The organism is Bacterioplanes sanyensis, assembly GCF_002237535.1.
In the GTDB taxonomy this organism is placed as follows: Bacteria; Pseudomonadota; Gammaproteobacteria; order Pseudomonadales; family Oceanobacteraceae; genus Bacterioplanes; species Bacterioplanes sanyensis_A.
Genome location: NZ_CP022530.1, coordinates 2141938 through 2156211 on the forward strand (window position 1 = coordinate 2141938; position 14274 = coordinate 2156211).

Sequence of the window (14274 nt, forward strand, 5' to 3'; positions counted from 1 at the left end):
GCTTCTGTTTTAATTTTTATGGGTGAAGCTCTCTAGAGGTGTCTGGTTAGCTCAAGAATTTTTGAACAGAAGGATGGCCGAGGTTTTCTGAGTTATTGTCCTGTTAGTCCGGTAAAACTTCACTTTGGATGTGCCGTTAGCTGGATATATATTGGCTTTAATTCCGCCTCTTGAGCAAATTTTGGTTTGTATATGGTGTTAGCTCTAACGGTATTGTCTTTATTTCTAGTAGTGATTGTGCTCAGTGATAGTTTTGGATGTAGGGGGTTGATATGCCACTGTCTTACGACGACTCTCAGCGACTGAAAGAGTTATACGATGTGTGTCGTGATCATCAGCATCAGATGTTGGGCTATCCGGTATCGTCGGATTTTGACTATCACGAGTTATGGCCGTTTTTGCAGTTCGCCATTAATAATGTCGGTGATTGGGGCGAGGTATCGAACTACCCGCTCAACAGCTTTGCATTTGAAGGGGATGTGATTGAGTACTTTTGCCAGTTGTTTCACTCAGATACAGATCGCTCATGGGGCTATGTCACCAATGGTGGTACCGAAGGTAATATGTACGGCTGTTATCTGGCTCGTGAAGGCTTTCCCGATGGCGTGGTGTACTTCTCGAAAGACACCCACTACTCAGTGATGAAGATCGTACGTTTCCTTAATATTGAATATTGTGAAGTCGCGTCACAAGCGAATGGTGAGTTGGACTACGATGCTCTAGAGGCAGCGTTGAATGCTAACCCGACGAAGGCCCCCATTATTTTCGCTAACCTTGGCACCACCATGTTGGGTGCGATAGATGATCTAGCGCAGATTCAGCAGCGTTTGCAATACGCCGGGTTTGAGCGGGATGAGTATTACTTGCATGCTGATGCTGCGTTTCATGGTTTGATCATCCCTTACGTTGATAATCCTCCGCAATATTCCTTTGCCGACGGTATTGATTCTATTTCTGTCTCTGGCCATAAGATGCTCGGTTCGCCCATTCCGTGTGGCATCGTTTTGGCCTTGAAAGAACACGTTGATCGAGTCAGTCATAACATCGAGTACATTGCCGCCGCGGATAAAACGCTAACCGGTTCGCGCAATGGTCTGACACCATTATTTTTATGGAAGTTTATCCGCAGCAGCACCGAGCAAGAGAAAAGACAGCGCATTCAACGCTGTTTGGCGCTGGCTGAGAAAACGGTGCAAGTATTGAATGACCATAAATTACCCGCCTGGCGCAATCTCAATTCGAATATCGTCGTTGTTCCTAAACCGTCTGAGCAGATTTGGCGCAAGCACTACCTCGCTGTTGCTGGCGACGTGGCGCACATCATCGTTGCTCCGCAAACCGTTAGCGATGACAGTCGGCTAACTCAAGTGATTGATGACCTAGTGAGCGATAAGGCCAAAGAAGAAATGGCCAGCTGAGGTAAAGTAGCTCCGACAAAGCCAGTGATGTGTGCTTCTTGCACGGTTTCACTGCGTCAGTCAGACCTGACAGCCTGTGCTGATGTCGGCATTGCGCCAGTTATCTATTCTGGATGGATAACGGGAGAGTGCCTATGCTGATTCTCTATCTGCTTATATTCGTTGTTTGCACGAGCTTCCCTGTGCGGCAGGTCGCTGCGCTGGATGTGAAGGTGAGTGACAGTCGTGAAAGTAATATTTATATGGATGCTTTGCGGTGGCTGCTTGAGTACTCCGGCGAAGACGTTCGTCTGGTGCAAACGGACCATCCGGTATCAACGCAGAAACGTAAAGTGGCGATGGTGCTCAACAAAGAAATAGACATCATGTATGCGGGCACCTCGGCGGAGCTGGAAGCCACGCTGACGCCACTGCGCTATCCGATCTCTCGCGGTTTAATTGGCCATCGTCTGCTGATAGTTAACCAGCAGCATCATGCCTCCTACGATCAAATCACCCAAGTGGCACAGTTGGCTTTGCACCCGGCGTTATTAGGGTTTGGCTGGACGGAAGTCGATATGTTCCGCAATAACGGTCTGCTGGTGTACGAACGCTCGTACGACGATATTTTTACGGTGATCGATCAAGGACATCCGGGCTATTTTTCACGCGGCATATTGGAAGTGTACGGTGAGCTGGAGGATCGCCCTGAGCTGACCAATCTTATGGTTCATCCGCAGCTGATGATGAGCTACCCGTCGGCGATGTATTTTTTTGTGCATCATGATAATCAGCAGTTAGCACAGTTGATTTCTCAGGCATTTATTAATAGCCACGAGGACGGTAGCTATCAAAGGTTTTTTTATGACCATCCTCTGGTCCGACATGCGTTGGAGGCTGCGAACGTGTCTCAGCGCACCAACATCGGCGTCGACAACGCTTGGTTTCCTCAACAATCGCGTCAGGTAGACGATCGGTTTTGGCACTGATCGTCACAGCGCGGTTTAACCCATCGCTAACTCGGTGGCCTGAGCGCGGCAATAATCGTCGTGTAACCTTTGTACTTGTTCAGTTTCAGGCAACGTTTGCTGTGCCCCTAAGCGCTCCACATAGTGACAAGCGGCGTACGTCGATGCCGTTTGTTCATACTGCTGCACCCAGGCGCTGCGTTGCGGCATACGCTCTGCTTTGATTGGCCAGACGCCGCTGGCTGGTTGCATGCGTTGCATCCCAATGCGCCAGGGTTTAGGGCTTACTCGCGCTCGAAAGCACTGCTGGTTAAAGCACAGCTGACTGTACAGAGGGTCACAGTGCAGCTCTTTTAACAGCTGTTGAGCGCGGTCGCTGCGCGGGTCAAACAGCTCATTCATACACAGAACGCGATAGCCAGCAGGGGTGCGATAGATGCGTAGGTGCAGTTCTGGGTAGCGCTGCGAGAATGCGCGAATATTCTCCAGTTGCCGCTCACCTTCACCGCGTCGTTGTTCGACTTTTTTCCGTTTGGCCAACAGCCATGAAATTAGGCTGATCACCAATGTGATGCCGAGGCCCAGTAGCCAACCCGTGGAGTCGGGGGCGAACACCCAACTTAGCCCCAGGCCGATGACCAGCGGCAGCAACCAGGGCAGGGTCAAACCGCCATGGTGTGGGTCGAAGTCGATGTCGGCGAACAGGACCGATGGTGTGTTCAGACACAGTGCGCCGTAAGCGTTGCGCGAAATGACGATGTCATCATAGTTAGCGATCACTTCTTCTCGAATCGGCAAACCTTCGGTGCTGTTGTACGCCACCTTGTGATCCATACGGCGCACGCTGCCGGTGGCTGCCAGCGTTTCGAGGGCTTCGGCCAGTCGTTGTTGGGCATGCTGCTCGGCGGCCTGTTGGCTGCTGTCGGACCAGCCGAAGCGTTTGATCGTTCGCTGTCCATTGGCGACGGGCGCCGTTTGCTGAGCCTCTGACCAGTATTTGGGAACAATCATCTAAGCCTCCATTCTGAGCGGTTGTGTGTTTCGGATCATACAGATGCAGGCTTGTCTCGGGCAGCGGCGGAGGCTGTTTTGTCGAGTGGTTTGCACAACTGACTCTCACTACTGACTCTCACAATTGGCTCTCGGCAGCCAGCTGGCCAACCCATTGGCCGCAAATTCATGGATGGGCATGGCGAAATGATGGTGATGAAAACCTTGGCGTGCGGCATTGATTAACGCAGTGGCAGGCGCAACATCGCGTTAGCGTGGCCAATTCAGCGCTCCGGTTGACATAAATTGGCGTTTCCTCGCACAAGTTCACCGGCCTGTACGCTTCCTGTTTTGTTCGTCACGTGAGTGACATACGCACTGTTTAGCCTGCTCCCTCGACGTTTCAGCCCCGGCGCCAAGGCCTGCAAAGCAATTATAAATGGCTGAATGACTACCACCTGTGGATACCAGAGAGGGGACATCCATGACTGATAATGAGCGCGAGTTGCGACTCGCAGAAGGTCCAAATTACGAGCCAGAGATGAACCGCTCTGGAAATACCCCAATGGAAAAAGTCATCGAGGTGCGCTTGTCACGCCGCTCTGTGCTGCAGAGTTTGATGGGCGCCACAGCGGTAAACTTTATGGGCGTGGGCCTGGCGGGCTGTGGCAGCGATGACGACAATAACGACGGTGCAGCAACCGGCAGCGCCGATGCCCCGCGAGCGGGTTTTAATGCCATTCCGACCTCGCGTGCGGACACAGTAACCTTGCCTGAGGGGTACCAGTGGGCGCCGCTGATTCCGTGGGGTACGCCGATCACTGGCAGCTATCCGGATTACCGCAGTGATGGCACCAACAGCGGCGAAGAAGCGCTGCAACAAATTGGCTCTAATCACGATGGCATGCATTATTTCCCACTCAACGATTCGTCCGAGCACGGTCTGTTGGTGGTCAACCACGAATACATCGACCAACAGGTGCTGCACGCCAACCCGGCCACCAGTCTGCCATTGCCGCAAGATCATGTATTAAAAGAAATGGCGTCCCATGGTGTGTCGGTGGTCGAGGTGCAACGCGCCGCGGCGGGTGGTTCGCACTGGGAAGTGGTGCGCGGTGCCTACAATCGCCGGGTCACGGCACTGACAGAAATGGAAATGACTGGCCCGGCACGCGGCCACGATAAATTAAAAACCGTTTATAGCCCAGACGGCACGCGCACACGCGGCACCATCAATAATTGTTCCCATGGTTTTACGCCTTGGGGCACGTATTTGACCTGTGAAGAAAACTTCCGTGGCTATTTCCACAACACTGCGCAAAGCGCTGAGTCGCAACCGCGTGAACAGTCGCGTTATGGCATTGCCGATGCTGGCGATGCCGGCAGTTGGTATAACTGGGACAAAATCGACAGCCATTTACCGCGTGGCATGAGCGAGCGCTTTGATGTCAGCCCGAGTGGCGACGGCGCTAACGCCGACTACCGCAACGAGTGCAACAACTTTGGTTGGATCGTTGAAATCGACCCGTTCGACCCTAATTCGATGCCGAAAAAGCGCACGGCACTGGGACGCTTTGCTCATGAAGGCATTGTCTTTGCCCAACCAAAAGTGGGCGAGCCGGTGGTGTTTTATTCCGGCGATGACGCGCGTTTTGAATACATTTATAAATTCGTCAGTAAAGCGCTGTACCGTGAAGGCATCAGCGGCGATGAAGTGATGAACGAAGGCACGTTGTACGTGGCAAAGTTCAACGACGATGGCAGCGGAGAGTGGTTGGCGTTAGACATTAACGACGCGACTTTTCAAACCAAAGCCAGCGCCGCCAACGTCAGTTTTTCTAACCAGGGCGATGTGCTGATCAATGCGCGTACCGCTGCCGATGTCGTCGGCGCGACCCCCATGGACCGACCAGAATGGGGCGCTGTGTGCCCGCGCACTGGCATGGTGTATTTCACCTTGACCAACAATACCCGCCGGGAAGACGAGCAAACCGACGCACCCAACCCGCGCGCCAATAACAGTACCGGCCATATTATTCGCTGGTCGGAAGGCAGCGGCAGCAGTTTCAGTTGGGATATTTTCCTGCTTGGCGGGCAAAATGGTGACGGCAAAGTACTGCCCAATACCGCGCAAGAGGCGGCTTTGGATGACGGCAATCTGCTGTCCTGCCCAGATGGGTTGTGGTTTGACGACAGCGGCCTAATGTGGATTCAAACCGATATGTCGGGCTCGATGCTGGCTGGCAGCAATGCCGCTGGTGATTTTGGTAACAACCAGATGTTAGCCGCAGAACCCGATACCGGTGTGATTAAACGCTTCCTGACCGGCCCCAACAATTGCGAAGTCACGGGTGTGGTAACGACGCCCGACCGGCGTACCATGTTTGTCAACCTGCAGCACCCAGGCGGTGATTCAGAGCCTGGCGCCTTTACCAGCCATTTCCCGGCTAACGATGGCTTTAGTCGTCCGCGTTCGACCACGGTGGTGATTACCCGCAAAGACGGCGGCATCATCGGCAGCTGACGTCGTTCAGGCTAGGCGCCAGTGTCGGCTGGTGCCTGGCTTTTGATCATTGTACTAAACACCGACGTTTTCGCTCGTCAAGGCCGTTGAGCGGCGCAGAGGTGCACGGTTGGCATTGTTGATAACCCGCTCGACACGGCTCCACCATGTTGATTGACCCCATCTACGCTTTGGTTTAACTTTGCGCCCCTAGTGCGTATGCCCACGGATGCTCCGTCGACTGGCTGCAACGATCTTCACATTGCCAGTGCGATGCCTCAGAACTTCTGCTGCTTATCAGGCCCCTGGCTGTTGTGCCTCCTTCGTCAGTCGTGTGTGACATACCGCCTTGCTTAATTGTGGATTGATATAGGTTTCAGGATATGAAGTACAACTTGGATTTTTCGTTCGCATGGTCGCGAGATCAGCACTTAATGGCTGCATGTAAGGGAAAATCCGTACTGCATATTGGCGCTTGTGACTCACCTTACACCGAGCGCAAGCTAAAAGAAGGGTTGCTGCTGCACACCAAGCTGGCATCGGTCACCGACTCTTTGCTGGGTATCGACATTGATGAAGCGTCGATTAATTATTTGTCGTCCCAGGGCATTACCGATGTTCGTCTGTTCGACATGAATAAAATGGGCGAGCTGGATTTTACGCCGGACATTATTATTCTGGGGGAGGCGATCGAGCACTTTGTTAATTTCGCTTCGGTGTTTGAAAATATTAAACGTATTATGCAGCCGCATACGCGTTTGTTTATTTCCACACCAAACGCTTACTTTATTAATAACTTTAAAAACTCGTTGTTCGGCTACGAGTCAAACCACCCTGAGCACACCACGGCCTTTACTCCGCGAACACTAGAGTACATGCTGAACGTCAATGGTCTTACGGTAGATCAACGCGTGGCGACGTTTTTGGACCGCAAGAAAGAGCGTTGGGGCCGTCGCATGAAAAAGCACTCGCTGTCCAAGTTTCCTTTTTTATGTGAAACCCTGTTGTACAGCTGCCAGCGCAGTGCCTGAAGAAGGCAATAAAAAAACCCGAGCTTAGCTCGGGTTTTTTGTGCCCGTTGGGCAAGCAACAAAGCGCTTAAGAGAACTTCAGCCCTGTCACCTTTAGCCAAGGCAGCTGATGGGAACCGTAGTCGGTCACCTCGCGGCTGATGGCGACGATGTCTTGCAGCATCTGGCCGACGTTGCCGGTGATCATGGTTTCCGACAGCGCGGTGGTGCGCTCGCCATTTTCCAGTAAGAAGCTGTTTTTAATCACGCCAGAAAAATCGCCATTGGCCGCCGGGCTGCCCATCGACAAGCGGCTAACCAGTGCGCCTTTGCTGACGCTGGTGACCATTTCTGTGCGGCTGCTGTCGCCACCTTCGATGGCCCAGCCTGAGCTGACCGGAGTATGTGGCAGGTCCAACTTGCGGCTGCCGTAATAGCTCGGCAACAGGGCGTTGAGACGGCCTTTGTCCACCAGCGTCAGTGGCTCGGCGACAAAGCCTTCGGCATTGATCGGCGACACACCTGCGCCTTGCAGCTGTTGGCGTACCGTCAGCAAGGAGCTAGCGATCTGCTCACCCACCGCGTGCTGGTAGACTGAGGTGCCGCTGATCAGTGAATAGTCGGTGACTTGCTCCAGCAACCAGCCAAGCAAATCCATCACCGCCATTGGCATCAAAATGACGTCACCGACAAACTTTTCACCCAATAGCCGACTTTGCGTTTCTTGCACGCTGTTGGCCATCAGGTTTTCCAGTTCAAAGTGCTCAATCACTTCGTCTGGCAAGGCATCGATGGCGCCGCCGGTGTAATTGAACGAGCTGGTACCATGCTCGTCTTTGCTTGAGCCCATCAGCGAGACGTCGTAGCTGCCGATGGTCGATGTCAGTTCGGTGTTTTGTGAGGTCACCAAGGTGGTGGTGTCGAGTGAGTGCTTGATCGCCGCTTCTTCGATTTGGAAGGTCGGATAGTGCTCACTGCGGGCCGACAGCAGCTGCTGTGCTGCTTTGGCCAGTGCCTCGCGATCAACCTGCTGCGGGCCGCGAGTGAACTCGCCTGCCTGGTTGGCCGATACCGCATTGCCTTCGTCCTGCGGCGCGGTGGCCACGTCACGCACCATGCTGGCGATCACGTCCGCAATGGAGTCAGCGCTCAGATTGGACACGCTGGCGGTGACCTTGCGCTGATCTTTAATGCCCAGCAAGGCCATGGTTTGGTTGTTGGTGCTGCGCATCAGGCTGACGTGGCTGTGTGCCATATTCAACTCATGGGCATCACTTTCGGTGATGGTGACGCGGGCGTCATCGAATCCGGCGGCCAGCAGTTGCGCCAGAGTGTCTTTTGCCAAGGCTTGCATTATTCACCTCCCAATTGTGCTTTGGCACGAATGGCTGGACCACCCATGGAGACCACCATGGGTTGTTTCTTGCCACAGTAACCAGAGCATTCCCAATACATATCGTCGGATACCGCATCCACCGATTGCAGCATCTTGATCGCCGAACCTGACATGGTGGTGTCTTTGATAGCGCGACCCAATTTGCCGTTTTTGATCTCATAGCCCAGCGTCACGCCGAACATAAACTCGGTGGTGGTGTCGGCCTGGCCGTTGCCGGTTTTCAGCAGGTAGTAACCGTCTTCAACGTCGGCCAGCATCTCTTCCAGCTTGCTGCTGCCCGGCAAAATGGCGGTATTACGCATACGAATCAGCGGCTCGTCGTCTGGCGCGTAGGCACGAGCGTTGCCGGTCGCACGATTGCCAAACTGTGCCGCGGTTTCGCGGTTGTGCATAAAGTCGGTGAGTATGCCGTCTTTGATCAGTGCCACGTCCTCGGCCGGGGTGCCTTCGTCGTCAGCATATACCGGCACCAGCAGCTCCTGGCCGTTGTAGCTGTGGGCGAAATCCATCATGGTGACCAGATCGCTGGCGACGCGTTGGCCGCGTAAATCGCCGGTGACGGCACCACCCAGCACTAGGTCTGCTTCACACGGGTGACCCATGGCTTCGTGGGCCAAAATGCCCGCTAAATCTGGTGCCAATACCACCGTTTGCAAGCCGCCACGGGCATGCACGGCTTCGCGCTTGGCCATCAGGTGTTGGTACAGAGCGTCGAGCTTTGCTTCGACATGGGCCATGGACAAGTTCATGTCACCAAAGCTGCCTTTGCAGCTGAATATGTCCATCAACTCGACCGGCTTGTCGTCTTTGTCTTTGACGGTCAGGCCGATGTAACACTGGCCACGGGCAATTTCGTTGTAAGCCCGCGCACCTTGGCTGTTTTGCACGTACTTGTCGTGGCGTTCGTCCATTGAGGCAATGGTCACTGAGGCAACATCGGCATAGCGCTGGTGCACCAGCTGGTTTACCGCTTGCTGCCACTCGATGATTTGCTCGCTACTCCAACTGGCTTGGCCCTGAAAGCGGTGTTCACCCTGATAAGCGGCTGACGGCAAAACCTGCTCTTTGCCACCAAACAGCTGCATGGCCTTGGCATTGGCCAACGCCAGGTTGCTCAGTTCATTGGCAGCGCTGGGCTGCGTTGAGGAAGCAAAGCCCCAATAGCCATGCTGGAAAACACGTGCGGAATGGCCAACGCTGTGGGTGCTGTCGTTAGACACCAGGTTGCCATCAACCATGACCAGGCGACGTTTGCGCAGCTCATGGAAGCGGGTTTCGTTGTAATCGCCCGCATTAGAAAAATCAGTGAAAGACATAAGTGTTCCTTGCACTAAAGCATGGAGGTGCGGTTCAGCAGCCTGTCAAAACTGTGACTCTGGTCCGCACCCAGTTCTTGACACTGACATTAAACCAGAAAGCGGGGGTGCAATGTCAGAGTCTGATGTGCATCGTTTGGATTTGCAGTAGATAGCCACAGTCGGCGACGTCTGAACAAGCCAGCATGGCGCAGTTATGGTGATAAATTGTCAAGAGCTGGCGTACGGCTAGGTTGCTAGGTTGCAGGCATAAGCGTGTGTACGTGAAGCGCGCTCATTCACAGCTCATCTGAATCTCGCATTGCAGCGACGATTGTTGCAGACTGTCAGGTCGGTGCTGGCGGCTATGGCTGCCAGCCAGGCCGGCAATGTATCACTGCGAGAACGGAGAAGCAGAATGAACGAAGTAGTAGAACACGACAGTCCTGAACCGCCAGGCAATGTGCCATCGAAGGACTCGGATAAAATCCAAATCGTTTACATCTTATACCTGCTGGGGCTGGTGATTGGCATCACAGGGATTGTGGGGGTGATGATGGCGTATATCTATAAAGGTGATGCACCTGAGTGGGAGCAAACGCATTATCGCTTCCAGATCCGCACGTTTTGGATAGGTCTGCTGTTTATGGTGGTCGGCGGTATTTTAACCTTTGTCGGGATTGGCGTTTTACTCTATTTTGCTTGGCTGATCTGGTTAATTGTTCGCTGCGTTAAAGGCATGAAATATCTGAGCAATAAACAAGCCGTGCCCGAGCCTGGAACTTGGATGTTTTAATGTCACGTACTGGCCTCTGAGAAGAACCGGCGGCCAGTTCTTCAATCGATCAGCCTTGGCGCAAAAATGCTTTGTATTTATGGGTGATCATAGTGGGCGATCAACATTTAATGGCAGCATCCGCAGCTCTCTAAAAACTATATGGCATTGATATCGACCCAGGCCAGAATGTCGACAATGATCTAACTGAGTTGCTAAGGCGCGGGCATGGGGCCAGTGTCTGGTGGTCTACGATAGACCCTTCTTGCGGCGCATTGGATACAGCTTTATTGCTGAATTCTCCCGGCCACGAATGAAATACCCAACTATTGACGCAACGACAGAAGAATGGGCATTCTACGCCCCTTTTTTTGGGGATGTCTATGTTGAAAGTTTTAAAAAGTTATAACAGCAGCGCCTTCTCGGTGTGCTCCCAGCGTGCTCTGACAGCTGGGTGTTTGCTTAGCCTTGCTGTCAGCTCTGTGGCGTTTGCCGGCAATCAGCCGGGTACGGACGAGGGCAAATCATCAGGCAGTATAGAGCAGCTGGCTGTTCAATCTTTCACACAGCTCGACAATTTGCCGTCGGTATCCGCGCAATGCTGGTTAGCTCCAACCTTATATGCGGTGGGCGATGATTCGCCAGCAATCTATGCGCTAAATAAAAACTTATCTATCCAGCATCAGCTAGCTTTATCGGAACATCCTGCACAGCCCAACGGTCGTGTATCTGGTGACATTAAAGCTGATTTGGAGGCTTGCCAGCAGTTTGAGCATGAGGGGAGGACTTTGCTGGTGATGCTCGGGTCTGGCACAGCGACGGATACGCGGGAGCGAGCGTTGCTATTTTATCCGGACAATGGCGAACAACGTTGGGTCAACATAAGGCCGTTTTACCGCGATTTACGTCGGGTAGTGGGTTTTGACAATACTCAGTTTATTAATATCGAAGGATTAATGAACTACAACGGGCGCGTGTATCTACTTAGCCGCGGGTCGCATGGGCCAAATGTGCTGTTCTCGTTGCATGAAAGTGATTGGCTGGAATACTTGACTGGAGAGCAGACAGAACTGCCAGCTGCGACGGCGCAAACCGTTACTTTGCCTGCGCTGGCTGAACGTGAAGCGACCTTATCGGGGGCTACCTATCATGCGGCCAGTCAGCATGTGTTTTTTACCGCGTCGGTAGACAAACACGATGACGGCGGCATCATCGGTAGTTTACTGTTGGCATTGCCTGCCAATCAGTTGAGTGACGCTCCGCAATTGGACTTATCGAATTTTTCCTATCACTTGGTTTATCAGCAAAAGCCTTTGGCCAGCAAAGTGGAGTCGGTGGTGATCACAGACTATCAGCAAGGCCATTTCAAAGGAATTTTGGCCGCTGACAATGACGACGGAAGCAGTCAGTTTATGCACTTCTCATGGTCGTCTAACTGACACTGTTGTATTGATCTGATCACAGCTGCCCAGTAAGGGCAGCTGTAACCGATGGTGGCCGCATCACGTAAACCAATCACTCCCTGACGGCGTGCCAAATGCCATTATCCCAGGCGTAACCTGGGTGAAAAACTCTTGCCAAATTAGTTCGTGTACCTGCTTTTCGCCTACCGATTGGCGCTGCGGGTGGCCCGCTGCAGTGACGGTCTGGGTCTGATGATCATGTGCAGGAATAGTTCAATAAGTCGCCGCTTCAGAGCGTGATTGTAAGTCTAAGCAGAGTGGCCATAGATGGTCACTTTGCTGCATGCCATGAAACTGTCTAGGGTTGAGTTTTGACAAGCTGCACTGGGTATTGAATGCTTACAACAACCATAAATGTTGGCCACAGAGGGTAAGCCGTGCACGTACTGCTGGTGGAAGACGACGACGAGACCGCAGCCTTTATTGAACGAGGCTTGCAGGAGGCGGGGCATTCGATGACCCATGAGGCAACCGCCAATGCTGGTTTAATCAGTGCTGCTGCGCAAAATTATGATGTCATCGTTTTTGACCGGCTGCTGCCCGGTATGGACGGCTTAGATGCCGTGCGTGTCTTGCGACAATCCGGCGTAACCGCCCCCATTTTATTGCTAACGGCGCTGGATGGTATTGACGATCGCGTCAAAGGGTTAGAAGCCGGTGCCGATGATTATCTGGTCAAACCCTTTGCATTTGCCGAACTCTACGCTCGTTTGCGTGCTCTGGCTCGGCGCCAGCCTTTGTTAGAAGAAACCCAGCGGCGGCAAATTGCCGACTTGGTATTGGAGCGCACCACGCAATTGGTCACCCGAGCTGGACGGCGCTTGGAATTGCTGCCGCGCGAATACCGCATCCTGGATTATTTAATGGCCCACGAAGGTCAGATTGTTACCCGTACCATGTTGCTGGAAACCATCTGGGGGTTTCAGTTTGACCCTAAAACCAGCTTGGTCCAAACCCATATGAGCCGGTTGCGGAATAAGGTCGACAAACCCTTTGCTTGCGATTTAATTCACACCGTGCGAGGGGCGGGTTATGTCATCTCCGCTCCCGATTAAGTGGTGGCGCTCTTCCACATTTTGGCGCTCGCTGTTAACCAACCTGACTCAGCTGGGGTTGCTGCTGTTACTGTTATGGGTATTGTTTTTTGCTTATCGCTGGCAGCAATTAACCGACATCGAACACTCGTTGCAAGATACTGTTGATGAATGGCAAAGCCTGGTACAGGAAGAGGGTGTTGAGGCATTGGTCGATGATCTGCGCTGGGATGGCGAGGCATTGTGGCGATCGCAATGGTTGAGCGAGGCGATCGAAGAAGAGCACGTCATTGTGCGTGTGGTAGATGAAGAAGACCGCACCTTGGCAGGATATGCCGAGCTGTATGCCGAAGAAGACGGCTGGAACGATGGTCTGTTGGAACAGGAAGGCGGCTGGGACGGACACCCGCTAAGGCTATTATCTGAGCCGATTGATGACACCGGTATCAACATTATCGGTGCGCGGTTACTGCCCGCTGAGCTGATGGCTTGGCAGAATGTGTTACAGGCGCTGTCGCTGCTGCTAGCGATATTCGCGCTGCCCCTTGCTGCTATTGCTGCGTGGTGGTCAAGTCGCGTGGTGCTAAGGCGCTTACAGGCTCTGTCGCAGGCGGTGTCGCAAGTGGGTGACGGACAGCTGCAACAACGTGTTGAGCTTCATGGGCATGGCGATGAATTTGATGCCTCGGCACAAGCGATTAACGACATGCTGCAACGCATTCAACTGCTAACGCGCAATTTAGAAAGTGTTTCTGTTGGTGCGGCGCATGATTTAAAAACCCCAGTGTCAAATCTGGCCGGGCGGTTGCAATTGATGCAACGGGACATACACAACGTCGATGCTTTGCAAGAGCACATTGAGCGCTCACACGATCATATCGATACCTTATTAAAAACCCTCAGTGCTTTGCTGCGTTTGGGAGAAGTGGAAGCCGGCAGGCGCCGAGCCGCGTTTCAAACGGTTGATATGTCGGCGTTGGCTGAGGATCTGGCCGATAGCATGTCGCCTTTATTCGAAGAAGCGGACAAACATTTTCAATGCGATATTGCGGCGCAACTGCAGGTGCGCGGCGATGGCGATTTATTAACTCAATTATTGATTAACTTGCTGGAAAATGCGCTGGAGCACAGCCGCGACGGCGCGCAGGTTTTTCTGCGCTTGGCAGTTACCGGGCGTTGTGTTTGCTTGGACGTGGGCGATGATGGCCCTGGTATTCCTGAATCCGTAGGTGAGCGCATTTTTGAGCGCTTTCATCGGCTGGATCACAGTCGTCACTCGGCCGGTAATGGCCTAGGTTTGGCGTTGGTGAAGTCGATTGCTGAGTTGCACGATGGCCACGCCAGTTTGGCGGCCAGCAAACCCGGTGCGGTATTCCGTATCGAGCTGCCGTTGCTTGAGGAAGGTAATGAGCCAGCCTGATGTCGTGCGACGGTGCCGAACTA

General features: G+C 53.2%; 11 protein-coding genes. 8 read left to right on the plus strand and 3 right to left on the minus strand.

Going from position 1 to position 14274, the window contains the following annotated elements:
- Positions 1 to 272 precede the first annotated feature (272 nt).
- Together CHH28_RS10060 and CHH28_RS10065 are read left to right on the plus strand one after the other, a co-directional pair.
- Positions 273 to 1418, plus strand: coding sequence for a histidine decarboxylase (locus tag CHH28_RS10060; RefSeq protein WP_094060185.1), 1146 nt, complete (start codon positions 273 to 275; stop codon positions 1416 to 1418).
- 182 nt (positions 1419 to 1600) lie between these two features.
- A complete protein-coding gene (locus CHH28_RS10065) occupies positions 1601 to 2386 on the plus strand; it encodes a hypothetical protein (RefSeq protein WP_094060186.1) in 786 nt (261 codons plus the stop codon).
- 15 nt (positions 2387 to 2401) lie between these two features.
- Here CHH28_RS10065 and CHH28_RS10070 read toward each other — a convergent pair whose 3' ends face one another.
- Positions 2402 to 3376, minus strand: a complete 975-nt coding sequence (locus tag CHH28_RS10070) for a hypothetical protein (protein ID WP_094060187.1) — start codon at positions 3374 to 3376, stop codon at positions 2402 to 2404.
- A 463-nt stretch (positions 3377 to 3839) separates the two neighbouring features.
- Between CHH28_RS10070 and CHH28_RS10075 the strand changes: the two genes are divergently transcribed.
- Together CHH28_RS10075 and CHH28_RS10080 are read left to right on the plus strand one after the other, a co-directional pair.
- Positions 3840 to 5879, plus strand: a complete 2040-nt coding sequence (locus CHH28_RS10075; protein WP_094060188.1) for a PhoX family protein — start codon at positions 3840 to 3842, stop codon at positions 5877 to 5879.
- 362 nt (positions 5880 to 6241) lie between these two features.
- Complete coding sequence (locus tag CHH28_RS10080) at positions 6242 to 6889, plus strand: class I SAM-dependent methyltransferase (protein WP_094060189.1); 648 nt, start codon at positions 6242 to 6244, stop codon at positions 6887 to 6889.
- Positions 6890 to 6956: 67 nt separating this feature from the next.
- Here CHH28_RS10080 and CHH28_RS10085 read toward each other — a convergent pair whose 3' ends face one another.
- Both CHH28_RS10085 and CHH28_RS10090 read right to left on the minus strand, forming a co-directional pair.
- Positions 6957 to 8222 carry a TldD/PmbA family protein gene (locus CHH28_RS10085; RefSeq protein WP_094060190.1) on the minus strand — a complete coding sequence of 422 codons (1266 nt, stop codon included), beginning with the start codon at positions 8220 to 8222 and terminating at the stop codon, positions 6957 to 6959.
- Positions 8222 to 9580 carry a TldD/PmbA family protein gene (locus CHH28_RS10090; protein WP_094060191.1) on the minus strand — a complete coding sequence of 453 codons (1359 nt, stop codon included), beginning with the start codon at positions 9578 to 9580 and terminating at the stop codon, positions 8222 to 8224. Before CHH28_RS10090 ends, CHH28_RS10085 begins: the two co-directional genes overlap by 1 nt.
- A gap of 397 nt (positions 9581 to 9977) precedes the next feature.
- On the opposite strand from CHH28_RS10090, the gene CHH28_RS10095 reads away from it, so the two are divergent.
- The 4 genes from CHH28_RS10095 to CHH28_RS10110 all read left to right on the plus strand — a co-directional run bounded on the left by CHH28_RS10095 (position 9978) and on the right by CHH28_RS10110 (position 14251).
- The gene (locus tag CHH28_RS10095) at positions 9978 to 10355 is read left to right on the plus strand and encodes a DUF4870 family protein (protein WP_233243610.1); all 378 of its coding nucleotides are present in this window, start codon (positions 9978 to 9980) and stop codon (positions 10353 to 10355) included.
- Between the two features lie 362 nt (positions 10356 to 10717).
- Positions 10718 to 11773, plus strand: coding sequence for a DUF6929 family protein (locus tag CHH28_RS10100; RefSeq protein ID WP_094060192.1), 1056 nt, complete (start codon positions 10718 to 10720; stop codon positions 11771 to 11773).
- 401 nt (positions 11774 to 12174) lie between these two features.
- Entirely contained in the window at positions 12175 to 12852 is a 678-nt protein-coding gene (locus CHH28_RS10105) for a response regulator transcription factor (protein WP_094060193.1), read from the plus strand.
- Positions 12830 to 14251, plus strand: a complete 1422-nt coding sequence (locus CHH28_RS10110; RefSeq protein WP_094060194.1) for a sensor histidine kinase — start codon at positions 12830 to 12832, stop codon at positions 14249 to 14251. Before CHH28_RS10105 ends, CHH28_RS10110 begins: the two co-directional genes overlap by 23 nt.
- Positions 14252 to 14274: the final 23 nt, after the last annotated feature.